This is a genomic window from Xanthobacter sp. DMC47 (assembly GCF_056313845.1).
This window is the reverse complement of sequence record NZ_JBQUZM010000004.1, coordinates 1,449,907-1,471,143: the sequence shown is the minus strand read 5'-3', so window position 1 is coordinate 1,471,143 and position 21,237 is coordinate 1,449,907. Positions and strand designations below refer to the sequence as shown.

The window sequence follows — 21,237 nt, the reverse complement described above, 5'->3', positions numbered from 1 at the left end:
AGCAGCAACTATGATCTAAATACGATCCGGCACTACTCCTTACCATTTATTACTACTGATAGCAATTTAGTATTGCGGCAATGAGTCACGTAAACCATCAGAAATATCTAATGCACCAGGGTGCGTCAGAGCCAAACAGCATATAGCGGCGCAATACAGTACCTTCATTCTACTTTTAGTGTACCCGAAAGGCATCTACCCTGATAGCGATTGGTGCAGCGCATCAAAATGGAGTGACGCAAGCGGGTATATACACCGCTCAGCTTAGAGGCCATGTCGACATTCTCGACTTCGCATTGGCTCATGCGAGGGATCACGGTCCCGCACTTCCGATCGATGTCATTGGCGCTTTCAATAAGAATTGAAAGCGCCAATGACGATAAAGTTGAGCTGTTCTCAATCCCCCGCTTGGTTAGGCCGCCAACGCCAGCTTTGCCCCGTCATTGGTCATCTTGGAGCTGATGTTGAACCATGCATTTGGAGAATCGGGATCGATCTGCTGGACCTTGAAGCCAAGGGCTAAGGCGGCTGCGATCAGCATTCCGTTCGCGACATAACCACGCGAATGCCGTGAATCCTCGAAGCGCTCAGCCTGATGTTTCAGGCCATAGCTAGAAGATTTCCGGTTGATCGTCTTACGTTTGCTGAACTGCGATAGAAAGCGGCATGCTTGGATGAATTCATCGGCGCCGTGATCGCCCAGCATTGACGCTCGGTCTGCCAGGAACTCGGCCCGGCGCTCCTCAGGGGTCTTTGAACGGCCGCGATAAACATTGTAGCCGAATTGAGTGAGAAGCGGTTCCAGCGCCATCGCACGTCGAATGCCGACCTTGGCCAAAGTGCGTGCGATCCGTCCAGGTTCGGAATCGAAACCGTGCTCCTGGAGATAGCCCAGGAAGGCTCCTTCATTGGTGGAAACCTCGGCTGAGCCATTCGCGAGGCTCGCCCTCATGGCGGCATTGGTGTTCCACCCGAGGCCCCGAGCAAGGGCTTCGATCCTGTGCGACGATTTCACCTCCGGCAGAGTTGCACGCAGCTCTGCCTTCATATCCTCGACGTCGTTTGCGGTGATTTCCAATTTCATCATCAAGTCCTCGGTTCCGGGCTCGAGCAGTTCGCCGATTACGCAGCCAGCCCAATCCGCAAGGATTGACGAGAGGTCGCACGAGGATCAATTTTTAGGCCGTTTGACCCGGCGATAGGTCGAAGGTGGCAAACCCGGGTCAAAGATGGCCATCGCGCGGTTCGGCGTCAAGGTTGACGTCAAATTCCCAGTCCCTTGTGCCGCCCGAACTCCCAGGAGACGCTATTGCCACGAACAACCCCACCGACCGTCTGACCAAGGCGCTTTTCCAGCACCGGACGCCACGGCACGAGGCTGAATCCCACGCCGTCGTCCAGCATGGCAAAGCGACCACTGGCGAGCATGATGGAGCGGCGATAGATGCCACTTACGTGTTCTCGGTCGCGCATGGCGCGATGATGCAGGCCGGTCTCCTCGACGATCTTTCTGGCAGCGGTTTCGACTTCCCGATCGCGCAGCGTGGCGAGCAGATCCCGGGCGAGTAGCACACGCTGCCCACGCCGCTCGGCCAGCCCCTGATCGACGAGGAAGTTCTCCCGCTCGCGCATGGCGTCTCGAACGCTGGCGCCGAAGCCGGTCTGCGCGAGTGACGAGGTGTCGCCTAAGCGCTGCCGGTCGAGCCAAGTCGCACCAATCGCGCGCGTCTGGCGATCAAGCGGCAGATGCGATCGAAGCTCGACGTCGACACCACCAAGGCCGCGGGCATCATGAGCTTTACCGCGCTCGGCGAGGTCGACTGGCACGCGCCAGACGCCATCTTCCATACGGTCGACGATCCCGACCCGGCGAAGGGCTTCGAGTCGACGGACGTGCGCGGCGACGAAGCTCTCCGGATCATAGCTTGGCTTGGCTTCGGCGCGCTCCATCGCAAGATGGTGTTCGGTGCGGTAGACGCCGTCCACGGCGAGGCTGGCGATGGTCCTGTCCGCCCCGCGTTCCACTGCCGCGCGCGTCTCGACGATGCCGCCGATCGGGAGGGCCTCGAGATCGGCGCTCACCGAAAGCGGAACATAGTGTGCCCGGCCATCGATCCCGTCGACAACGAGATAGGCGCGATCATAGAGTTCGTCAGCCAGTCCCTTGTCGACGATGCGACCGACGACGGGCGTTTGTGATGACATCGCATCGAGCACGACCAGCTCACGCTTCTCGCCGGACATGACGCGCTGCATGGTACGGATGATGTCGCCGCGCTCGCCCATGCCACGCAACGCGGTTTCGGCGTCGTCGTGAAGCGCCCAGACGCAACTGCCAGTGCGGTCGGCAAGGCCCATCTCGGTGAGCCGCTGGAGCCGACCGATCATCACCGTGCGTCGGAAGCGAGCCTGGGCGTCTGCCGGCTCGCTAACCAGGTCGATGATGCCCATCTCCGCCTCGTGCTGGATCATCCGGTCGACGCCGGTCCAGCGCTCCTGCTCGACCTCGCGCGACATGGAGTTGCGGATTTCCATCTCAGTACGGGGACCGAGCCATTCGGTTGCCAGTTCGCGGGCACGGTTGCGCATGCCGTCGGCGATGTAGTCGCGGGCGATAACCAGATCCGATCCGTCGTCCTGGCGACCGCGCAGCACGATATGAGTGTGAGGATTGTCAGTGTTCCAATGATCGACCGCCACCCAATCGAGCTTGGTCCCCAGATCGGCTTCCATGCTGCCCATGAGATCGCGAGTGAAGGCTTTGAGATCGCCAAGATCGACCGCATCTTCCGGCGAGACAATGAAGCGGAACTGATGTCGGTCCTCGCGGCCGCGCTGTTCGAAAGCGGTGGTATCGGCCTTGTCCATGCCGGGGTCATAGGCGTGGGCCTTGCCGCCATCCTTGGTCACGCCGTCGCGCTCGATATAGCGCAGATGGGTGATGGTCGAGCGCGCACCGGCCTTCTCCAGCTTGACCACGCGGGCCTTGATGACCACGCGGCGAGAACTGCCGCGCAGGGACTGACCAGCGAACTTCGCGGCGACGTGGCCGCGGCCGAGACGGGCGCCGGAACGCACCTGCCCGGAACTGAACGACCGGCCGCTTGTCGACCCAGAATGGGAAACGGCCTTAAGAACGCGTGCGGTGAACTTTGGCGTCCTTGCTCGACCATGCGATTTTGGTGGCGAGACCCTTGGCCGGAAGCGGTTGTCGTCGCGATCTGGCATGACGGCGCTCCCGCCAATCCCGTACAAGCCCATGCGATGAAGCACACGAAAGCTCACGCATAAACAATGGCTTGATAATTCTATAGGCACGCGGGCTCATCCGCCGCGTGCCGCCCCAACCGACGTGCAGACAAGAACTTCGGGACAGGCGCGTGCCGTCCCCTTTTATCTTGCCCTACGCCCCTAGCGCTCCGCATCCGTGCTTCATCGTGGCTATGCCATCACTTCTGCTGCACGTCGGGGCTGTCGCTGTCGTCTGGTTCGACGTGTTCGACGCGTGGCTTGACGGTCACAAAGAGCGTGCCGGTAGATGGTCGAGATGGGAGCGAGCCGACGGTGGATTTCGTCCGCGCGTCGACCGCGAACAGTGGTGCTCCCGGACCACCGTTTGTGTGCGTCTCCGAACCCGCGAAGAGGCTCGGAGCCGGGCTGCCGATGATCGACGCGAGCTTGTCGAGATAAGCACGCGTCTCATCAGGAAGCGGCACACCCAGGAGTTTGTGTTCCTCATAGCGCGCCGAACCCGCATTGTAAGCTGCGAGGAATCCCGGCGCCCCGTAGCGATCGTACATCTCGCGCAGATAGGCAGCACCAGCGGTGATATTGTCATACGGATCGAAGGGATCGTCGCCGAGCCCGTATCGGCTGCGCATCGCCTCCCAGGTGGCGGGAGAGATCTGCATCAGGCCGATCGCACCTTTCGCTGACACCACACGGGTTTCGCCGTCACTTTCGACACCCATGACGGAGCGTATCCACTGCTCCGGAATGTCGAAACGTTGTGCCGCTTCGGCGATCTGTGTAGCCCACGGATCGGCCGATAGTTGATGGTTCGCGGGCGCTTTCTCCGGCGGCGGTGAGGACGCAGGTTCAGCTCGGGCCACGGCGCCGAAAATCATCATCAGCGTACAGGTGATGATCGCTTGCATGGCGCGCCGTAGAGGCGAGCGCGACGACGTATTGCACCATGCTCCTTGTCCGAGCGCCGACAGCCTGCCACCGTCCTCGCTCCGGTCAAGGGCGAGGCGTTGCCGGCCGCAAAGCGACCGCCCCTGACCTTCACTGCACGCGGTGGCTGTCTGGCCAGCGATCGGGTCGGAGGGATGATCCCGTTTCCCATCGATCAGAGGGATAAGGGTCAATCCCAGTTCGCGAGACCCACACATGACATCAGGTCCGCTCATCACGCTTCGATGGGCGTGTCCAGAGCAGGTTCCAAGTCGCGTTGTCGATTTCCGACTGGAACAGGTGAGCGCGGAGCGGCTGGGTGAAGGACGGATCGTCTATGGCGAGCGACAGGTAGTCTCCGGCTCTCTCGCCGGTGCGCTTCCAACCAGCACCGGTTTCGATATCGTCGGTGGTGAAGATGCGATAGTGCGGCGCATTTTCGGCGTCCGCATTTTCAGCCGACCTGATGACCAGCTCGGCGTCGAGCGTCAGCGTCCGGATACGGCCGGTGAAGCCGTCCTTCGTCTTCTTGAAAGTCCCGATCTGCGGCATGGCACACTCCTTCTGGGGTCGGACACGAGCCGCCTATGGCTCGTCGGGAACCGGCTCTGAAGCCGGATCAATGTCGCCGTCGTTGGTCCAGATCGGAACCGCGCGACCGACGATGGAAGAGAGGGGAAGCGGGCCAAAATACCGACTGTCGAATGAGTCCGGCGCATCCCAGTTCATGAGGAAAGCGGCGTCGCTCGGGACGATGCGGCAGCCCTGCCAGACAGGCAGTGGTCGGCCACGACTGTCACGCTCACGAGCCGCCCCGTAGCGCCAGCCGTAAGCGATAATGTCGAAGCCCTCACGGCAGACGGTTTGGCCTGCGAGCGCGAGCACGCGCTTCAAGAGCGGCACGCCGCGCGGAAGATAACCGCGGGCATCGAGAAAATCGGCGAGCGGTTCCGGCGGCATGACAATGGCAAGGTCCGTGACCGAAATCCGGTCTGCCGGCTCGACGCGATAGAGGCCGACCGGCACACTTGCCGACGCGTTCCAGATGAAGCGCGGCGCGTGCCCCGACCAGACGGGTGCTGCGATCAGCAGCACACCGGCGGCCGTCATCATCAAGAAGAGGCTACGTCCCATCATGACAGCAGCTCCCGGCGACGGAGCCAAGCGTCATGTTGTTCTAACGAATAGGTGTGCGGTGTCTCATGCACCCAGAGCCTGTTGTGGACCTGCTGCCAATATTCCGGCGCGGCGTCAGAGGGAGCCACGCCGAGGGCTTCGACGGTGTCGACCGCCTTCAAGGCGCGCTCGACCTGACCCCATCCGGCGACGAAGAGCAGTATTTTCGCGCCGGGACGCACATAAGGCCACATGCAGCACGTTTCACCCGGCGCAACCGCGCGCATGATGGCGAGATGGGAGAGGGTCGTGCCATAGGCGTTCGCCTCCCAGCGCAATAGCGCGAATGTGCTGCCCGGAGTGAACATCGCGAGGCGTCTGCGACGATCGATCTGACGCTCGCACACCGGCTTGCCGAAGCGCAGCCGGACATTGATGCGGTCGCGCTCGAAGACGGCCAGGACGCAAGTGTAGCGGCGCGTGGTCATGCGTCTGCTCCGCCTTCGGGAAAGCGCGTTTCGAGCAGCGCGCGGATCATCTCGGCGACCGTGACGCCTTGCCTGAAGGCGGCGACCTTGACGCGGCCACGCAGTTCCGGCGTCACGTCGATGGTAAGGCGCGCGGTGTAGATCTCGGCCTTCGCTGCCGAAGTCGGCGGTGTTGCCTGAACGGCCACCTCGACGCCGTTGCCCTGCTGCACCCAGGCATCGACTGTGGGTGCGGCGGGTTTCGCGCCGAAGGTGACGCGCTTGCCGCTCATGAGCTGCCTCCCATGATCTCGGCAGCGAGTGCGTTGATCTCCTGTGCGGCCGCGCCGCCGGGCTCCAGCTCGCGGGCCAGACGGCCAGTGGCGACGCTCTCGGCGAAGACGACGCGCTGGCCAATGTCGGCGGTGAGCGCGGGCAAGCCCTCCGGCAACGCGGCGCGCACGTCGCGGCCGATGATGGTGCCGACGATGCGGCGGTTGACGACGAAGGCGGCGCGGAGCTGCGGCTTGAACAGTCGCGCTTCGCCGACAAGCGCTACGATCTCGGCACTGGCCCAGACGTCATAGGGCGATGGCTGGACCGGGATCAGTACCAGGTCGGCGGCGAGAATCGAGGAACGCGCCAGCGCGGTCACACGCGGCGGCCCGTCGATGATGACGTGATCAGCGCCGCGGGCGATGTCGGGAACTTCCGCATGCAGCGTCTCGCGGGGCAGCCCGAGAACGCCGAATAGGCGCGGCAGGCCGCTTTCCGCGCGCCGCTGCGACCAGTCAAGCGTTGAGCCTTGTGGATCGGCGTCGACGACGGCGACACGCGCGCCAGCGGCCGCCAGCTCACCGGCGAGATGGGTGGCAAGCGTCGTCTTGCCGACGCCACCCTTCTGGTTGAGGAGCGCCACGATCATGACGCGCCCTCCAAGCAGGTAGGGGCGTCATATCCGGGTATTAGTCGCCCTTGGGGGGGCGCTGGCGCGATAGGCTGCGCGACGATCGTATGGGATTTCTCATGAGCGTACTTATTCGTATAACTTGAGACATAATCGTATATTGTAAGTTGAAATTTGTCGTAATTATCAACAGTTTCGCTAGATAAATAAAGAAAGTTAGATTCCATATTAGAGAAGTTAGGGGATGGCTTTTTCAAAGCACCACAATTGCTTAGCGCGCATTTGCGCCTTTGATAGCACGAGTGTCGCGCCTCCGATAGCACGAGTCCGAATGCCTTCGATAGCACGAGACTATTCACAGCCTTTCCACAGCCTCCCTTGAACGAGCGGACAGAAGCGGTGTGGCCCGCACGAAGACGAGCAGTTCGCGGCCGTTGTCGAGCCGGTCGATGCGCAGCCGATAGCCGGGCAAGGGCTGGCGGCGCACGATGTCGCGCAAGTCGCAGGCGAAGTTCGAGAAGCGCGAGAGGCTGCCGGACTTGGCGTGGAGATGATGGAAATCGAAGCTCCAACCGCCGGGCTGGTGTCCGCCATGCTTGCGCACAAGGCGGTAGAGCCAGCGTTCGATGCCGCCGAGCAGATCGAAGTAATTCCGGTCGATGGTCAGGATCAGGGCGTTGTTGAGAATGCCTTCATAGAACCAGTCCGGCACGATCAGCTCGATGCCGAGCGGTCGGCCTTTGGCATCGAGCCTTTCCTTCCATTCGTTGATCCAGGAAAAGCGATGCCGGCGCCGCTCGGATGGCTGGCGGATCGACGTGGCGACGGTGGTGGCTTGCAAACGGTCGAGCGCGGCCTTGAGGCGCTGATAGTCGCGGACGGATGTGCCGCGGCCGATGAAGGTCAGGATTTCATAAGGGGTCGTCGCCATCAGCCGCGAGGTGCGCAGGCCGAGGTCGCGGGCGTCGATGATCTGCGAGGCGGCCCAGATCAGGATGTCGGCGTCCCAGATGGTGGCCAAGCCGAACTCGGCCGGGGCCTCGACGTGGATGCGGACGTCGCCGGCCTCGAATTTGATCGGCTGGACGCGCTTCGACTTGGCGAGGGAGAAGAAGGGATAGGCCATGAGATCCTGCGAGTCGCGGGTCGCCATGTCGCCGGGGCGCGATCGGAACAGTTCGAGCTGGTCGCGCTCGGATATGTGTCTGCGCGCCGCCATGCGTTGCCGTCAGCGCGCTTGGGCGTAGCGGGGATCTGAGGTGGTGTTGCAAGCGCGTGCCTCGATCCAGGTTTCGAGGTCGTCGATCGCGTAGACGACGCGGGAGCCGAGCTTGCGGAACTTCGGTCCGCCGCCAATGACGCGCTTCTTGTTCAGCGTGTGGGGCGAGAGCTTGAGATAAGCGGCCGCTTCCTCATTGGTGAGGTAGCGGCTGGCCGGTTTGGATTCGGGACGATCCATGAAGCTGCCTCCGTCTCAGGCTGGCCGAGCGAAGTCCGGTCCAGCGGTTGGGAGGCAGCTTGGGGAAAGCCTGTCCTGCCGCGTATGGAGAATCCTGGCCGGTAGGCTTTCTCCCTCACGGGGCGGCGGCGGGCATGGGATACTCGCCGGCTCGACGCGCGGTCGCTCCCCAAAGGAAACGGCGATAGCCGCCGTTCATCAGGGCGCGGCCACGGTGGACGAGATAGCGGACCCTGGCGCGCAACTCGCTGTCACCATGCCATTTCTCCTTCACGATGCGTGCGCCGAAAATCGCGATGGCGATTTCGCGCTCGCTAGCTCCGGCGAGATGACCGTCGAGGGCCTGCAAGGACTGCATGGTGATGATCGGCTCGGCCGAGCCGCGCTGGCCGGCAAATCCGGCTTGGCGGGTGGCGATCACGGCCAGCAGCTCCTTGGCCTCGCGCAAGCGGGCATCGGCCCGGTCGTCCGGTGCGATCGCAAAGGTGAAAGGCATGGTGGCGTCGAGCGCGCCGGCGATATGGACATGCCAGGAGCGGCCGCGCCGGGTGAGCTTCAGCGCGAGGCGGCCACCATCATGGCCGATCGCCTTGCGGCCGGGAAAGGTCCAGAGGTCGAAGACCGGTGCGACAGTTTCCGGGTCTTCGTCCGGCACGATCGGCAGGGCGATGTCTGGATCAGGCCGCCAGAATGGCAGCGCATCGCGCGCGTCGTGTTTGGGGTTCTCGAAGAAATCGTAACCCCCAATTCTGCGCATGTGCGCTCAACGATGGACGTCGCTTCGTGCCAAAGCGGCGCCAGTCGTTCCGATAGCCGGGATTGCGCCGCAGGTGCTCCCAGGCGACGGCCGGACGGTCGAGAAAGAGGATGTAGAGATAGGCGGCGTTGGCCATCCAGTCTTGCGTGTGGGGCATGTTTCCTCCGTCTGTTTCGGAAAGCTTCTGTTTTCAAGAGCACGCACCGTGTTCCCCAAAATGAGGCGGCTAAAGTTAAGGTGTCGTGCATCGTCGGGAGAGGTCGATTGCAAACGGCACTTGTTCGGGTTGTTGAGGCCGCTCCAGCTATGACTTTGCGAGCCGGGCGGAGCCCGGCGAGCGGCGGCCGTGCTGTTGAGGCGTGGCCGCGCCGCCGACCCGGATTTACGGATCGGCGGAAAATTCCGGATACGGAAAGCCGCACGGTCGATGGACCGACCGCGCGGCATCTGTGGTTATGCGGCTTTCTCCAGTAGGGTCTTTGCCTTGGCCTCCAGTTCAAGCCGCCCGTCCTGATGGGGCTTGGTGCGGGCATGCGCGGTCATGCCCTGCACGAAGTCGAAGATGCTTTCCGGCGGGCGGCCTTCTTCCTGCAACACGGTCTCGATGATCTTCCCCGTCTCGGCCTTGCTGAAACCGCGCTTACGCAGGAAGGTCTCGCGGTCCTCGTCGGTGCGGGCGACGATCCGCTCGCGCGCGGCCTTGATGCCGGCGACGAAAGGTGCGGGCGAAGAATGGGCGAAGCTGGTCAGGGCGGGCGCGGCCTCATGGGCGAAACGCTGCGCGGCAAACTTGCTGTGCCGGATGCTGATCTCCTCGAAGCCCTCCACGCCCCAAAGGTTGCGGTTCATGCAAACCGCCCGGAGGTAGAAGGAGGCGATGCCCAGCGTCTTCGATCCGACTTCGCTGTTCCAGCAATAGAAGCCTCGGAAATACAAATCCGGTTCTCCGTTCGATAGGCGTCCGGCCTCGATCGGATGGGTATCGTCCACCAGGAACAGGAACACGTCACGGTCGCTGGCATAGAGCGTCGTCGTGTCCTTGGTGACATCCACAAAGGGATTGTGCGTCATGGTCGCCCAATCCAGCACGCCCGGCACCTTCCACATCGTGTCGCCCGTCCCGTTGCCCGCGATCCGCATGACGGCGGCGACAAGCTCGTGATCCCAGATGCGGCCATAGTCCGGGCCGGTCACGGCGCGAAGCTCGACGCGGCCGTCCTCCGTTTCCAGCGTCTTCACAAGCTCGGCGCGATGCGACAGCAAGCCGTGCTGCAGGTTGATGCCGGCGAGCGGCGCGGGAAGCTGGCGCATATAGGTGGCGGGCGCGCCGACAAGGCTGCACAACTGCCCGAAGCTCCAATGCGTCGGGGCAATGGGCTCCTCCTGTCCGGGGACGATCAGCGAAAGCCGCTCGGTATCCTCCCGGCTCGCCTCCACGCGCACGGCGCGGCTCTCCACGGTGCGGGCGGTGGCGCGATCTGCGCGGGACTTCACGGCGTCATATAGTTCGGTGAGCGACAGATAGCGCTCATCGTCGGGGCGCGAGAACCATTCCGAAGACACGCGGCCGATCCGCTCGCCGCGAGAAATGTCCACGCGGAAGCCGCTTTCAACGGGCTGGCCATTCTGGCTGGTGCTGATGATGTTCATGGTCGTTGCTCCTTTTCCCGTAAATGCCGAAGGCATGTCCCCCGACATGCCTTCCGGGGGCGCGAGAGCGCGCGGGAATGGAGGGGGCACATGCCGGCGCGCGGAGCCGGACTGCCAGGCCGAGCGAGGTGGGTCCGATGATGGGAAGGATGACCGTCATGACCACCTTGCGAGGCGGCGGCCCTGCTCTGCAACAGGCGGCATTTGCGGGGAGCAAGGGGAAAGTCCCCCTTGGCTCCCCCGAGGATCGGCAAGGCTCCGGCTGCGGCCGATCAGGACAAAGGGAGCGCAGCTCGCCATACTCGATGCTGGCTGTGGGAGACTTCGTCAGCCCCGGTCGATGGCCGTCCGCCTCTCGCAATCGTCGCGGAGACGGGCTATATAGTTCGAAATTCAATATCGAAATCGGACCTGATTTTGATGCCGTTATTCGAGGACGAGGCCATGCAGCGCGTGGAAGCCGAAATCGCCGTCAGCGTCTCCGACCTGAAGAAGAACCCAACCGCCATCGTCGATGGCGCGCGGGGCAGCGCGGTCGCGATCCTGAACCACAACCGGGTCATGGCCTATATGGTACCGGCCGATACCTATGAGGCGATGATGGACGCGCTCGACGATCAGGCGCTCGTCGAAATCGCCAAGGCGCGCGCGAGCGAGAAGGGTGTGCCGGTCAGCCTCGATGACTTATAGGCTGGAGTTCCTGCCTTCCGCACGCAAGGAATGGGACAAGCTCGGCGCGACGCTGCGCGAACAGTTCAAGAAGAAGCTAGCGGAGCGCGTGAGCCAACCGCATGTGCAGGCCGACGCGCTGCGCGGCATGCCGGATCACTACAAGATCAAGCTGCGCTCGGCCGGTTATCGGCTGGTCTATCGCGTCGAGGATGAAAGGGTCACGGTGGTCGTCGTCGCTGTGGGGAAGCGCGAGCGTTCCGAGGTGTATGAGGCGGCGAAGAAGCGCCGTTAGGACGCTTCACAGCCGATCAGGGCAAAGGGAGCACGGCTCGCCGTATCTCCTTCGGGCGGCGGCGGACTTGAACATGGCGAAGCCCCGCTTTCGCGGGGCTCCCCCTGTGGCGGCCGGTATCACTCGGCGGCGCGGCGGGACCAGATGAGTGCGAACTCGCCCTCGGCCTCCGTTTCGACCAGGCTCGCATAGATCGGAGCCGGGAATGACGGATCGTCCAGCTTGACGGAGTGGTAGTCGCGGCCCTCGCGCGAGGTCTTCTTCCACGCCGCTCCGAACTCGGTGGCACCGGAGAAGATGCGGAAGTCCGGCCCCTTTTCGTTGTCGCCTTCGGCGGGGACGAATTCGACCGCCTTGACGTTGAGGCTCAAGGTCTTGACCGCGCCCTTGAAGCCCTTGGCGGTGGCGGTGAAAGTGCCGATGGTGGCCATTGCGGTGGTTCCTTCTGCTGACCGGGCCGCGCCCATCGCGGCTTCGATGGGGGTCGGCAGACCGGGGACGATCGGCCCGCAACATCCGGCGAGGACTTTTTCGCTTCGCGGTGCAAAGCCGGCTCTGGCCGGCGGCGGGAAAAAGCCGCAGGCGGCGTGTTGCGGGTTCAAGATCGAGGTGACGCCAGCGTCGCCGGTCTTCGGTCAGACCCCTGCCTATCGAGGACGAGATGGACGCGGCTTGAGACAGGCGGACAGGAGGAACCGCCTGATAGCTGCAATCGGAACGACGCTTTCACTGCCACCGCCAAGGGCTTCTCTGAGAGGGCCGGACAGGCCCTCAGCCTCACCGGCGAGGCGAAGTGATCGGTTCTCCCTGACGATGGGCCGGCGACGATGAGAGCGGGCTGAACCCTCTCCGCTCCTTGCCTGCCACCGAGTTCGGGGCGGCGTGCAAGAAACGACATTGCTCCCGCGTGGGGACGTGGCTGCCTCGCCTCCACAAGCGCCCGGACGATACGGGCTTTCCCGATCCGTTCGATGCAATGCGGGCACGGTCGAGACCGACATTTGGGGGTAGGATCGTCCTCATTCCCTTACGTCATCACGATTTGCCGAGTGACGCCGGTCGTCACAAGGGAAGCCCCGCGAAAGCGGAGGATTTCATCGTGGGAATGCCCACCGCCGCTGTCCCGCGCGTCAGGGATCGTTACCGGAGGCGAAGACCCTTAAGGGGCTTCGGAAGCCACCGCAGGAGGCGCGTAGAGCCCGGCCCGAAGGGCGACGCCTAGCATCTCAGAAATATAGGAGGTGAGAATGTGTTAGCGTTGCGAAAATTGCACTGATGTTCGATCATCACGTCTTTCGCTTCGCTTTGCGCTTCGTCGCAATTTCAGATACTTCGCGGATGACGTCATGGGGATCGAAGCCGATCGTTTCGGCCAGATCAAGGAACTCGACGACATCGATGCGACGGCCGCCGGATTCAATGGCGGCAACGACGGACTGGTATCGGCCGAGCGCTTCGGCCAGATCGGACTGGCTCATGCCGGCTTCCCGGCGCTTGTCGACGATGATCTGAACCAGACGCATATGCCTTGGCGAGCGAAGCGTTTTTTGCATATGCCCTGCCGGTCATTGACGAAACCGGCAGATCAATTAAACCGAAATACAGATAACCAGAAAATCTGGTTAGCCTTGGCGCGACGGATTCCGGCATGGATTCTCGATTGTTGGCGGACCGACATCCAGCGCTAGGTCAGCTTTATCGCGTCTGGCTTGCGCGCGGTGAAGGCGTGGCCATGCCGCCGGCTGGGAATATCACCGAGCGTCTGGCCGATCTGGATGATGTGATCGTCGTGATCCGGCGCCCGTCCGAATCGGATGAGACGCTGAGGATCGAGCGCAGCGGCAAGGATGTCGACCGGCTCTATGGAGTTGCTTTGGCCGGCGAGCCAGTCGGCCGGCTCACGCCGTCGAGCGCGGATGCGGACAATGAGGCGGCCATCGTTCTCGCATCCGGGCGCACGCTGATGATGGAAGACCAGGCGCAGCTTCCGGGTGGGCCTGCCCGCATCGTCCGGCTCTATTTGCCGTTTGCCGACGAGGCCGGTGCTGTGGCGGGCGTTGTGGTCGGCATCGTCAAGGCCGTCTGAAATCCGGTAGTGTCTCAGTTTGAATATTCGCTCTCGACCCATTGCGGAAGTTCAACATCAACCACGAGCAATTGGCCTACGTGTTTTCAATTGTATGGCCTAGACTCGCCGCATGGGACTATTGACCTTCAGCATCAACGTCACCCTGGACGGCTGCGTCGACCACCAGGAGGGAATTTTCGACGACGAGACGCACGCCTTCTTCACTCGCCTCATGGACGAGGCCGGGGCGATGCTGTGGGGTCGCGTCACCTACGAGATGATGGAGAGCTACTGGCCAGCAGTCGCCCGCGGCGACGAGGAAGCGCCGCCGGCGATACGCGAGTGGGCGGTCAAGCTGGAGGCCAAGCCGAAGTACGTCGTGTCGTCGACGCGAAAGGCCTTCCCGTGGACCAATAGCCACCACATCGCCGGCGACCTGCGCACGGGCGTGCAGAGGCTCAAGGACGCGACCCCGGCCGGCGTGCTCCTGGGTAGCGGCAAGCTTGCGACCGAACTGGACCGGCTGGATCTGATCGACGAGTACAATCTCCTCGTCCAACCCAGGATCGCCGGCCACGGCCCAACCCTCTACCAGGGCGGGGTGCCCAGCACGCGACGGCTCGAGCTGATCTCGGCCACGCCGCTCCGCAGCGGCGCCGTCGCCATGCATTATCGGCGCGCCCGTTAATCCAGAGCAGCCTCTTCGCGCCCAGCTCTCGGGCCCGCGCGTCGTAGGAAGCCTTCTCGCCGCGCAACTCGGCATACTCGCTGCTTCCGCCATGGGAGCTCGGCTGATCAGGCAGGAGACCTTGTGGGCATGTCCGCCCTCAGCCGAAATTCAAACTGCGATACTCCCTGAAATCCGCAAAAGCGGATTTCAGGGAACGGAGCGATCATCATTGCGACCGCTGCTTGATATATCTCATGGTCATGGTTCCTGCTCTCGCGCAGTCGAGGTCTCCGGCCGCGCCGTATCGGCGCGGCCGGAAAATGCTCGATGCTGTCGAGAGACTGGCCGGAACCGCCGAAGCGGCTCCGGCCGTGGGGCTCACTCGGCGGCGTGGTTGAAGGCTGCGCCGTCCTCGACAGTGCCGGTATCGTCGCGACTGGTCGCGGTCGGCGCATTTAGGACCACTCCGGCGTCAGCCTCCGGGGCATCCAGCCATGCGGGCTGTTCGGTGCGCAGGAGTGCGGGGAGCCATCCGGTGGCGGCGACAAGCTGCTCGGCGGCTTCCGCCATGGGCTGCTTTTTCATGCCGGCGATCCGGTCGGCGGCCTCGTCGCTGACGGCCTCCCGCACGGCGGCGGCGATGTGCGCCTTGGTCACTCGACTGAGGTAGGTCCGTGCCGTGGGCGTCCAGTGCGCCGTCATGTCGAGGGCAAGCGCGGTCGCTAGCCGGTCCGCCGTCTCATGGACGCGGGGCTTGCGGTCCCAGGGCAGCCTCACCGCATTGACGGTGAGTGAAGCGCAATGGGCAAACAGAGCCAGCACGCTCGCCTGATCCAGCGCGGCGATGAAGCCCCACAGGTCAGCCACATCGCGCGGCATATCCGCTGCCCATCCGGCATGACGATCCGCCAGCGCCTTCGCCGGCGCCGTGTCCTCGATGCCGTCCGCGTGCGCGGTAAGTGTGCTGCTCGTCGGCCGGATTTCGAGGCACGTCGCTTCCGCGCCGCGATAGAAGGTCTGCGTGGCGAAGGCATGGGTGACGGCGACCAGCGCCATGTCCGGCTGCTCGCCAAGGGCGAGGCGCAGGCCGAGCGTGCGGTGGGCCGTGAGGTCTCGTACGAGAAGGTCGGACAGCGGCTTGCCCGCATCCCCGGCGTCCGCGTCCTCGGCATCGAACGCAGAAACGGGGTTTCCATCCTTGTCATCCGTGCCGTCCTCGATGATCTCGCCATCCTCGGTGACGCGCATGTTCTCTGCGGCTTCTTCCGGCTCGGGCTTCTCGTCCCCGGCCCGGATGAAGCCGCGCTCGATGCGGGTAGTGCCGTCATGCGACAGCACGACCAACACGCCTCCGCGCGCGATGTCATCCGGGTCATAGATGTGCCGGAGCGCGTCGATGCGCTCCATGTCCGCTTCGAGCACCCCAAACCGCTCGTCCGCCTCTGGGGGGAGCTCCTCTGCGCCGTCCCATTCCTCCGACAGCCGGTTGTATTCCTCCTGCGCAGCGGCATAGGCGGCGGCATCTTCCTCGGAAAGCTCCACCGGCTGCGGATAGGCGCGGCGCAGGCCGTGGGCATGGGGATAGTCGATGTGGACCGAGACCCACTTCCAGCCTTCCGCCTGAACCTCGGCGGCGATCCGCTCCAGCTTCCCGGTGACGAGCCGGTCCAGCAGCGCGGCGTCCTCGTAGAAGCCGCCACGATCCTCCGTGAACAGATCGCGCAGGATAGTGCCGCCCGCCTCGGCGTAGGCCTCCGGGCCGATGAAGATTGCCCGGCGGTCCGTCGCCGGAATGTGTGCCTTGGTGAGGTCGCGGCGGATGATCCACGGCTCGCGGTTGTAGGAGAGGTTCGCAAAAACCTGCTCCTGCCGCCCGTGATCCTCGGCGATGGCGAAGGCCATCAACTGGTCGAGATTCAAGCCGCCGTCGCGGTACACCTGCAACAGCTTGGGGCTGACAGCGCCGAGCCGCAGGCGCTGGCGCACCACATGCGCCGTCACGCCGAAGCGCGCGGCGATCTCCTCCGCTCCCCACCCGCGATTTTCCGCAAGCTCGCGGAACGCCTCGAACTGGTCGGCCGGATGCATAGCCTCGCGGGTGACGTTCTCGTCAAGGCTGATCTCGTGCGGGTCGTTCGCCGTGTCGATGACGCAGCGCACCGGCTCGGTTTTCCTGATCTCCCTGCGCTTCACGCGGAGAAGCTGGGCGAGCCTGCGGCCTTCGCCCACCGTCACGAAATAGCTGCCCGTGGGCTCGCCCGCCGCGTCAAGCTCGGGCTCCACCACGAGGTTCTGCAGCAGGCCCTTGACCGTGATGCTGGCGGCCAGCGCCTCGATGATCGCTTCGCTGTGCGGGGTCTTCCGCGCATTGCGCGGCGACTTCTTCAACTTGTTGAGCGGAATGAAATCCACCGCGCCGCTCGCGGCCTCCACCTCCGGTGCGGGCAGCGTGCCGACGATTTCCGTCGCCGCTTCCCCGACGCTACGGACTTCCGCATCCGCAACCTGATCCGCCATCGTCTCGGTGACGGCCTGTGCCTTCTTCGATGTCCTGGCCATTGTTCCGATCCTTTCTCCGTAAATGCGGAAGGCATGTCCTCCGACATGCCTTCCGGGGGCGCGTGAGCGCGCGGCAGAGAGGGGGGCGGCTGCCGGCGAGCTGGGCTGGGCTGCGCCGCGAGCGGGGTGGATCGGAAGGAGTTGGTACAATGGTAGCTATGCGCCGCCTTGCGAACGCGCGGCCCCGCCCTCGCGCAGGCGGCGGTCGCGGGGGAGAGAGGGCTAAGACCATCTCTCCCCTTTCGGGATCGGCAAGGCTTCAGCCGCAGCCGATCAGGACAAAGCGAGCGCAGCTCGCCATATGGTCTTGGAGCGGTGGAGACAGTGGAGATGGTGAGGACCTCGGCCGTCTCTCCATCGGAGCAGGATCGGTGGCAGGCTCGATCATGCAATGACAGGCACGTATCAATTACGTGCAGTGGCGAAACGACCATGGTCGATGAGGCGCGTTGGGCACAGAATGAGGGAGCCGATATCGCTCCGTGCGCGACCACTGCCGGATAGGAACCCGTTCAACACTTGCGAGACTGGCACGCCGGCGACAGCAGGCCCGTTTCGCTTGAAGAAGAGGCCGTGATAGCGGGACACCCACATGATTCGGCACGCGTCCTTCTCGATTGGGCCAAGGTGGTCTGCCATCACTATCTCATTAACGGCCGGCGGGAAGTCGTCCGCGATAGCTGTGGCCTTGTCGACTTCGGGGACGTTGCGGATGAGGCGCTGAGCCTCCTCACCCTGCCGCATTCCGCGCTGGAGCCGATCGCGTCCAAGCGGAATATCGTTCCCCTACCGATCGGGTCGCCCGAGGCTTCACGAGAAGGCGACGCATCAGCACCGCCTTCTCGTGAAGCCATATTCTCTGCGGCCGCATGTTCTCCCTCGACACCACCTATACTGCGTGCGACCGCAGGATATCGTCAAACTCCGTCAGACATTGTTTGGCGCATCAGGGAGCGCCGCTCTTCAGAGCGACGTTCCCTTCATCCGGCATCTGCTCAGAGTGCCCGCTTGATCTCAGTGTAGCTTCCGCTGGTGCGCAGCGTCACCGTCACATCCGAGGTGCCTCGGTTGCGCCAGAACCAGCCATGCTTGCCATCGAAGGATGCTTCCAGCAGCCCGTCGGCACCGGGCACACCACGGCCCTTCTGGTAGCTGGTCTCCTGCCCACCGCCATCGCCATGGAGATCGTAGTTCACGACCCCGCCAGCGACGGTCCAGGAGAAGTTCACCTTCGCGCCCTGGATCATGACCATCTTCACCTCGGCGCCCTCACCAGGCTTCAGGGTGATGGACATCTCGTCGCTCCGGCGTGCCGGCGCAGTCTGGGCCGCCGCAGGGCCGATCAGGAGTTCGGCAAAGATCCTGTCGAGGAGGCCGGAGCGCCGGCCCGGGGTGGGAGCGGCAACTGGAGCCGCCCCCTGCTGGCCCGCCGCGCGGTCCTTCTCAGCCTCCTCGGCAAGCTGGGCCTTGATCTGACCCATCTCTGCCAGCCCCATCATGCGTCCAATCCCGGTCGGATCGATGGCGTATTCCGCCGGCAGCACGATGGTGACGAGGATCGCCGCCGCGGCGAGGATCGCTATGACGGTCGAGCGCAGGAGCTGGGCGGAGGTCGGCAGCTCGGCGCGGGTGGGGATGTCGGTATTGTACATGGTTGGTCCTTTCGGGAAGATCAGGAAACGAACCAGCCGGTGAGCTGATAGCCGATCAGCACGAACCCGGCGGTCATCATGACGACATTGGCGGTGTAGGCGTGGCGGAAGAAGCTCGGGGTCCTGCGCCAGAAGCCCATGACGATCAGGATGGCGGCGAGCGCCAGGAGCTGGCCGATCTCCACGCCCACATTGAAGGCGAGTAGGTTCGGCAGCAGGCCGTCGGGCGAGATGTTGTAGTCAATGATCTTCGTCGACAGGCCGAAGCCGTGGAAGAAGCCGAAGATAAGCGTCGCAATCTTCGTGTTGGGCTGGAAGCCGAACCACCGCTGGTAGGCGCCCATATTGTCGAGCGCCTTGTAGACCACCGACAAGCCGATGATGGCATCGATGATGTAGCTGTTGATGCCGACGTTGAAATAGACACCGAGCAGCATGGTGGTGGAGTGGCCGAGGGCGAAGAGGCTCACATAGATGCCGATGTGCTTCATCCTGTAGAGGAAGAAGATCACGCCGAGCAGGAACAGGATGTGGTCATATCCCGTCACCATGTGCTTGGCGCCGAGATAGATGAAGGGCAGGATGTTGATGCCCGTGATTTCCTGGATATAGCCCTTATCGCCCTCGGCCACGGCGTGCGCGAAGGCGGCGCCGGCGAGGAGCGGCAAGGCCAGGAAGGCGGCGAACAGGGAGCGGGCGAGCCGCCGGTGCGCGCATGGGCGCGGCGGGCCCTGATGGACAGGTCCGTGCATGAGTGTTCCGATCTTCGTGGATGAGGGAGGCCGCCTGCGCGGCCGCGATCACGCGGGGAAGACGGAGCGCGGCGGGCGTTCGTGCCGGAACGAGGTGCCGAGATGGGCGAAGACCGGTGGATGCGCGTGCCAGTCACTGCCCACGGGGATCATGGGTGCTGTCACCAGCGACAGTGTGTTCGGCGTCTCATGCGAATGGTCGGCCGGGTTGTGGCCATGGGAATGGCCCGGGCTTTTCTCGCCCTCCGACCCATCGTCATGGACATGGCCGTGGTCAGCGATCTCAGCCGCCAGCTCGGCATGCCGCGCAGCCTCGGCGGCCGCCAGCGCGATCGGGTCGTGGGACGCAGAACGACCGACGGCCGACATCAGCAGGCCGAGCGTCATCGCGAACGCGACGACGAGGCGGAAGGCTGAGCTGCAGGTCCAATTCGGCATGCTCTGGGACTATCCCCCAAAATCTTAACAAAACGTTGTCGGACAGACTCGCTGTCCTACTGCCTTGTAATATCCCCTCCAGGGGGATAGCATCAAGTCATGACCCAGCAGGCCCATCTCCACGAAACCCATCCGGACATCGTCAAGCGGCTGAAGCGCGCCGATGGCCATCTCAAGGGCATCATCGAGATGATCGAGGCGGGCCGCCCCTGCCTCGATATCGCGCAGCAACTGCACGCTGTGGAGAAGGCCATCGCCCAGGCCAAGAAGACCCTGATCCAGGATCACCTCGACCATTGCCTCGAAGACGTGGTGGGTCCGCTCGGACGGGAGCAGCGCCGCTCCATCGACGAGTTCAAGGAAATCACCAAATATCTGTGAGCCGCGCATGCCCTCGTTCGCCGACTTGATCCAGCAGGGCTCCGCCCATGCTTGGCTGTTCATCCCGAGTGCAATTCTGCTTGGTGCGCTGCACGGGCTGGAGCCGGGCCATTCCAAGACCATGATGGCGGCCTTCATCGTCGCCATTCGCGGCACCGTTTCGCAGGCGGTGCTGCTCGGCCTCGCCGCAACCCTGTCCCACACCCTTGTGGTCTGGGGCATCGCGCTCGGCGGGATGTATCTGTGGCAAGGCGTCGATGCCGGAGCCTTCGAACCGTATTTCCAGCTCGCCTCGGCGGCCATCATCATCGCCATCGCCGCGTGGATGCTGTGGCGGACCTTTTCGGAACAGCGGCGGGCCCAGGAGGCGGCGGGAGACCACGAGCATGGTCATGCCCATCATCACGGCCACACCCATGGCGCGGATATCCGCCGCATCGACACGGGCCATGGCGTCGTGGCGGTCGAGGTGTTCGAGGACGGGGTGCCGCCCCGCTGGCGCATCCGCACCGAGAGCGGCCACGGCTGGGCCGCGGACGAGGTGACGGTCGCCACCGAGCGGCCCGACGGGACGCGGCAGGCCTTCACCTTCGCCGACCGCGGCTCGTATCTCGAATCCCTCCAGGAGATTCCCGAGCCGCATGAGTTCATGGCGCGGGTCAGCCTCGGCCATGGCGGCCACACCCACGACTATGACCTCTCGTTCGTGGAGGGCGAGGGTCACGACCACATGCACGAGGAACTGGAGGGCCTCGACGTCGCCACCGGCGGTTATCAGGACGCCCACGAGCTGGCCCACGCCAACGACATCCGCCGCCGGTTCGCGGACCGCAATGTCACCACCTGGCAGATCGTCATGTTCGGCCTGACGGGTGGGCTCATTCCTTGCCCGGCGGCCATCACGGTGCTGCTGCTGTGCCTGCAGCTGAAGGCCTTCACCCTGGGATTTGCCCTGGTGCTGTGCTTCTCCATCGGGCTCGCGCTCACCCTTGTCACCGTGGGTGCGGCGGCCGCGCTCAGCGTGCGCCATGCGGCGAAGCGCTTCTCTTGGTTCGGTGCGTTCGCACGGAAGGCGCCCTACTTCTCCGGTGTCCTGGTCGTCGCCGTTGGCCTTTATGTGGGCTGGCACGGCTGGACGGGGCTCTCTGCCTATGCGGCGCCCGCCTCAACAATTTCGACCAATGGCTGAGCGAGGTGGGACATGAGCGTCGTGGACGTCGC

25 protein-coding genes are annotated in these 21,237 nt (G+C 63.8%); 6 read left to right on the top strand and 19 right to left on the bottom strand.

Going from position 1 to position 21,237, the window contains the following annotated elements; genetic code table 11:
- Window positions 1–412: 412 nt before the first annotated feature.
- From ACT54R_RS18690 to ACT54R_RS18630, 13 genes are all read right to left on the bottom strand, one after another.
- The gene (locus tag ACT54R_RS18690) at window positions 413–1,087 is read right to left on the bottom strand and encodes a hypothetical protein (RefSeq protein WP_332122965.1); all 675 of its coding nucleotides are present in this window, start codon (window positions 1,085–1,087) and stop codon (window positions 413–415) included.
- A gap of 176 nt (window positions 1,088–1,263) precedes the next feature.
- Complete coding sequence (locus ACT54R_RS18685; RefSeq protein ID WP_332116949.1) at window positions 1,264–3,228, bottom strand: relaxase/mobilization nuclease and DUF3363 domain-containing protein; 1,965 nt, start codon at window positions 3,226–3,228, stop codon at window positions 1,264–1,266.
- Window positions 3,229–3,449: 221 nt separating this feature from the next.
- Window positions 3,450–4,157: a lytic transglycosylase domain-containing protein gene (locus ACT54R_RS18680; RefSeq protein ID WP_332116950.1), complete on the bottom strand. Its 708-nt coding sequence runs from the start codon at window positions 4,155–4,157 to the stop codon at window positions 3,450–3,452.
- 241 nt (window positions 4,158–4,398) lie between these two features.
- Complete coding sequence (locus tag ACT54R_RS18675; protein ID WP_110372405.1) at window positions 4,399–4,728, bottom strand: DUF736 domain-containing protein; 330 nt, start codon at window positions 4,726–4,728, stop codon at window positions 4,399–4,401.
- Window positions 4,729–4,761: 33 nt separating this feature from the next.
- Window positions 4,762–5,313 carry a S26 family signal peptidase gene (locus ACT54R_RS18670; RefSeq protein ID WP_332116951.1) on the bottom strand — a complete coding sequence of 184 codons (552 nt, stop codon included), beginning with the start codon at window positions 5,311–5,313 and terminating at the stop codon, window positions 4,762–4,764.
- Complete coding sequence (locus tag ACT54R_RS18665) at window positions 5,310–5,780, bottom strand: DUF2840 domain-containing protein (RefSeq protein WP_332116952.1); 471 nt, start codon at window positions 5,778–5,780, stop codon at window positions 5,310–5,312. The genes ACT54R_RS18670 and ACT54R_RS18665 overlap by 4 nt, the downstream gene beginning before the upstream one ends.
- Complete coding sequence (locus tag ACT54R_RS18660; protein WP_183856699.1) at window positions 5,777–6,052, bottom strand: ribbon-helix-helix protein; 276 nt, start codon at window positions 6,050–6,052, stop codon at window positions 5,777–5,779. Before ACT54R_RS18660 ends, ACT54R_RS18665 begins: the two co-directional genes overlap by 4 nt.
- Complete coding sequence (gene parA / locus ACT54R_RS18655; RefSeq protein WP_332116954.1) at window positions 6,049–6,684, bottom strand: ParA family partition ATPase; 636 nt, start codon at window positions 6,682–6,684, stop codon at window positions 6,049–6,051. Before parA ends, ACT54R_RS18660 begins: the two co-directional genes overlap by 4 nt.
- Before the next feature lie 337 nt (window positions 6,685–7,021).
- Window positions 7,022–7,885 carry a replication initiator protein A gene (locus ACT54R_RS18650; protein ID WP_332116955.1) on the bottom strand — a complete coding sequence of 288 codons (864 nt, stop codon included), beginning with the start codon at window positions 7,883–7,885 and terminating at the stop codon, window positions 7,022–7,024.
- Window positions 7,886–7,894: 9 nt separating this feature from the next.
- Entirely contained in the window at window positions 7,895–8,125 is a 231-nt protein-coding gene (locus tag ACT54R_RS18645) for a helix-turn-helix transcriptional regulator (protein ID WP_183856692.1), read from the bottom strand.
- Window positions 8,126–8,240: 115 nt separating this feature from the next.
- The gene (locus ACT54R_RS18640) at window positions 8,241–8,780 is read right to left on the bottom strand and encodes a DUF2285 domain-containing protein (protein WP_476328719.1); all 540 of its coding nucleotides are present in this window, start codon (window positions 8,778–8,780) and stop codon (window positions 8,241–8,243) included.
- A 22-nt stretch (window positions 8,781–8,802) separates the two neighbouring features.
- Window positions 8,803–9,039, bottom strand: a complete 237-nt coding sequence (locus ACT54R_RS18635; protein ID WP_415453991.1) for a transcriptional regulator domain-containing protein — start codon at window positions 9,037–9,039, stop codon at window positions 8,803–8,805.
- A gap of 296 nt (window positions 9,040–9,335) precedes the next feature.
- Window positions 9,336–10,532 carry a DUF932 domain-containing protein gene (locus tag ACT54R_RS18630; protein ID WP_332116958.1) on the bottom strand — a complete coding sequence of 399 codons (1,197 nt, stop codon included), beginning with the start codon at window positions 10,530–10,532 and terminating at the stop codon, window positions 9,336–9,338.
- 444 nt (window positions 10,533–10,976) lie between these two features.
- On the opposite strand from ACT54R_RS18630, the gene ACT54R_RS18625 reads away from it, so the two are divergent.
- Window positions 10,977–11,222, top strand: coding sequence for a type II toxin-antitoxin system Phd/YefM family antitoxin (locus ACT54R_RS18625; protein ID WP_237343761.1), 246 nt, complete (start codon window positions 10,977–10,979; stop codon window positions 11,220–11,222).
- Entirely contained in the window at window positions 11,212–11,496 is a 285-nt protein-coding gene (locus ACT54R_RS18620) for a type II toxin-antitoxin system RelE family toxin (protein ID WP_332116959.1), read from the top strand. The genes ACT54R_RS18625 and ACT54R_RS18620 overlap by 11 nt, the downstream gene beginning before the upstream one ends.
- A gap of 119 nt (window positions 11,497–11,615) precedes the next feature.
- On the opposite strand, the gene ACT54R_RS18615 is transcribed toward ACT54R_RS18620, so the two are convergent.
- Window positions 11,616–11,927 carry a DUF736 domain-containing protein gene (locus ACT54R_RS18615; RefSeq protein WP_332117003.1) on the bottom strand — a complete coding sequence of 104 codons (312 nt, stop codon included), beginning with the start codon at window positions 11,925–11,927 and terminating at the stop codon, window positions 11,616–11,618.
- Window positions 11,928–12,782: 855 nt separating this feature from the next.
- Entirely contained in the window at window positions 12,783–12,974 is a 192-nt protein-coding gene (locus ACT54R_RS18610) for a helix-turn-helix transcriptional regulator (protein WP_332122589.1), read from the bottom strand.
- A 170-nt stretch (window positions 12,975–13,144) separates the two neighbouring features.
- On the opposite strand from ACT54R_RS18610, the gene ACT54R_RS18605 reads away from it, so the two are divergent.
- Both ACT54R_RS18605 and ACT54R_RS18600 read left to right on the top strand, forming a co-directional pair.
- Window positions 13,145–13,582 carry a PDDEXK family nuclease gene (locus tag ACT54R_RS18605; RefSeq protein WP_332116962.1) on the top strand — a complete coding sequence of 146 codons (438 nt, stop codon included), beginning with the start codon at window positions 13,145–13,147 and terminating at the stop codon, window positions 13,580–13,582.
- A 112-nt stretch (window positions 13,583–13,694) separates the two neighbouring features.
- Window positions 13,695–14,252: a dihydrofolate reductase family protein gene (locus tag ACT54R_RS18600; protein ID WP_332116964.1), complete on the top strand. Its 558-nt coding sequence runs from the start codon at window positions 13,695–13,697 to the stop codon at window positions 14,250–14,252.
- A gap of 360 nt (window positions 14,253–14,612) precedes the next feature.
- Here ACT54R_RS18600 and ACT54R_RS18595 read toward each other — a convergent pair whose 3' ends face one another.
- The 4 genes from ACT54R_RS18595 to ACT54R_RS18580 all read right to left on the bottom strand — a co-directional run bounded on the left by ACT54R_RS18595 (window position 14,613) and on the right by ACT54R_RS18580 (window position 19,635).
- Window positions 14,613–16,793, bottom strand: a complete 2,181-nt coding sequence (locus tag ACT54R_RS18595; RefSeq protein ID WP_332116965.1) for a ParB/RepB/Spo0J family partition protein — start codon at window positions 16,791–16,793, stop codon at window positions 14,613–14,615.
- Between the two features lie 995 nt (window positions 16,794–17,788).
- Window positions 17,789–18,445, bottom strand: a complete 657-nt coding sequence (locus ACT54R_RS18590) for a transmembrane anchor protein (RefSeq protein WP_332116967.1) — start codon at window positions 18,443–18,445, stop codon at window positions 17,789–17,791.
- A gap of 20 nt (window positions 18,446–18,465) precedes the next feature.
- The gene (locus ACT54R_RS18585; RefSeq protein WP_332116968.1) at window positions 18,466–19,197 is read right to left on the bottom strand and encodes a HupE/UreJ family protein; all 732 of its coding nucleotides are present in this window, start codon (window positions 19,195–19,197) and stop codon (window positions 18,466–18,468) included.
- Between the two features lie 48 nt (window positions 19,198–19,245).
- Complete coding sequence (locus ACT54R_RS18580) at window positions 19,246–19,635, bottom strand: hypothetical protein (protein WP_332116969.1); 390 nt, start codon at window positions 19,633–19,635, stop codon at window positions 19,246–19,248.
- Between the two features lie 99 nt (window positions 19,636–19,734).
- Between ACT54R_RS18580 and ACT54R_RS18575 the strand changes: the two genes are divergently transcribed.
- Entirely contained in the window at window positions 19,735–20,016 is a 282-nt protein-coding gene (locus ACT54R_RS18575) for a metal-sensing transcriptional repressor (protein WP_332116971.1), read from the top strand.
- A gap of 7 nt (window positions 20,017–20,023) precedes the next feature.
- Window positions 20,024–21,205: a nickel/cobalt efflux transporter gene (locus ACT54R_RS18570; protein ID WP_332116973.1), complete on the top strand. Its 1,182-nt coding sequence runs from the start codon at window positions 20,024–20,026 to the stop codon at window positions 21,203–21,205.
- The last annotated feature ends 32 nt before the right edge of the window (window positions 21,206–21,237 follow it).

What these genes read in the sequence shown, in the direction of transcription:
- ACT54R_RS18690 (WP_332122965.1), bottom strand. Translation starts at nt 1,087, where the DNA reads ATGATGAAATTGGAAATCACCGCAAACGACGTCGAGGATATGAAGGCA.
- ACT54R_RS18685 (WP_332116949.1), bottom strand. Translation starts at nt 3,228, where the DNA reads ATGCCAGATCGCGACGACAACCGCTTCCGGCCAAGGGTCTCGCCACCA.
- ACT54R_RS18680 (WP_332116950.1), bottom strand. Translation starts at nt 4,157, where the DNA reads ATGCAAGCGATCATCACCTGTACGCTGATGATGATTTTCGGCGCCGTG.
- ACT54R_RS18675 (WP_110372405.1), bottom strand. Translation starts at nt 4,728, where the DNA reads ATGCCGCAGATCGGGACTTTCAAGAAGACGAAGGACGGCTTCACCGGC.
- ACT54R_RS18670 (WP_332116951.1), bottom strand. Translation starts at nt 5,313, where the DNA reads ATGATGGGACGTAGCCTCTTCTTGATGATGACGGCCGCCGGTGTGCTG.
- ACT54R_RS18665 (WP_332116952.1), bottom strand. Translation starts at nt 5,780, where the DNA reads ATGACCACGCGCCGCTACACTTGCGTCCTGGCCGTCTTCGAGCGCGAC.
- ACT54R_RS18660 (WP_183856699.1), bottom strand. Translation starts at nt 6,052, where the DNA reads ATGAGCGGCAAGCGCGTCACCTTCGGCGCGAAACCCGCCGCACCCACA.
- parA (WP_332116954.1), bottom strand. Translation starts at nt 6,684, where the DNA reads ATGATCGTGGCGCTCCTCAACCAGAAGGGTGGCGTCGGCAAGACGACG.
- ACT54R_RS18650 (WP_332116955.1), bottom strand. Translation starts at nt 7,885, where the DNA reads ATGGCGGCGCGCAGACACATATCCGAGCGCGACCAGCTCGAACTGTTC.
- ACT54R_RS18645 (WP_183856692.1), bottom strand. Translation starts at nt 8,125, where the DNA reads ATGGATCGTCCCGAATCCAAACCGGCCAGCCGCTACCTCACCAATGAG.
- ACT54R_RS18635 (WP_415453991.1), bottom strand. Translation starts at nt 9,039, where the DNA reads ATGCCCCACACGCAAGACTGGATGGCCAACGCCGCCTATCTCTACATC.
- ACT54R_RS18630 (WP_332116958.1), bottom strand. Translation starts at nt 10,532, where the DNA reads ATGAACATCATCAGCACCAGCCAGAATGGCCAGCCCGTTGAAAGCGGC.
- ACT54R_RS18625 (WP_237343761.1), top strand. Translation starts at nt 10,977, where the DNA reads ATGCAGCGCGTGGAAGCCGAAATCGCCGTCAGCGTCTCCGACCTGAAG.
- ACT54R_RS18620 (WP_332116959.1), top strand. Translation starts at nt 11,212, where the DNA reads ATGACTTATAGGCTGGAGTTCCTGCCTTCCGCACGCAAGGAATGGGAC.
- ACT54R_RS18615 (WP_332117003.1), bottom strand. Translation starts at nt 11,927, where the DNA reads ATGGCCACCATCGGCACTTTCACCGCCACCGCCAAGGGCTTCAAGGGC.
- ACT54R_RS18610 (WP_332122589.1), bottom strand. Translation starts at nt 12,974, where the DNA reads ATGAGCCAGTCCGATCTGGCCGAAGCGCTCGGCCGATACCAGTCCGTC.
- ACT54R_RS18605 (WP_332116962.1), top strand. Translation starts at nt 13,145, where the DNA reads ATGGATTCTCGATTGTTGGCGGACCGACATCCAGCGCTAGGTCAGCTT.
- ACT54R_RS18600 (WP_332116964.1), top strand. Translation starts at nt 13,695, where the DNA reads ATGGGACTATTGACCTTCAGCATCAACGTCACCCTGGACGGCTGCGTC.
- ACT54R_RS18595 (WP_332116965.1), bottom strand. Translation starts at nt 16,793, where the DNA reads ATGGCCAGGACATCGAAGAAGGCACAGGCCGTCACCGAGACGATGGCG.
- ACT54R_RS18590 (WP_332116967.1), bottom strand. Translation starts at nt 18,445, where the DNA reads ATGTACAATACCGACATCCCCACCCGCGCCGAGCTGCCGACCTCCGCC.
- ACT54R_RS18585 (WP_332116968.1), bottom strand. Translation starts at nt 19,197, where the DNA reads ATGCACGGACCTGTCCATCAGGGCCCGCCGCGCCCATGCGCGCACCGG.
- ACT54R_RS18580 (WP_332116969.1), bottom strand. Translation starts at nt 19,635, where the DNA reads ATGCCGAATTGGACCTGCAGCTCAGCCTTCCGCCTCGTCGTCGCGTTC.
- ACT54R_RS18575 (WP_332116971.1), top strand. Translation starts at nt 19,735, where the DNA reads ATGACCCAGCAGGCCCATCTCCACGAAACCCATCCGGACATCGTCAAG.
- ACT54R_RS18570 (WP_332116973.1), top strand. Translation starts at nt 20,024, where the DNA reads ATGCCCTCGTTCGCCGACTTGATCCAGCAGGGCTCCGCCCATGCTTGG.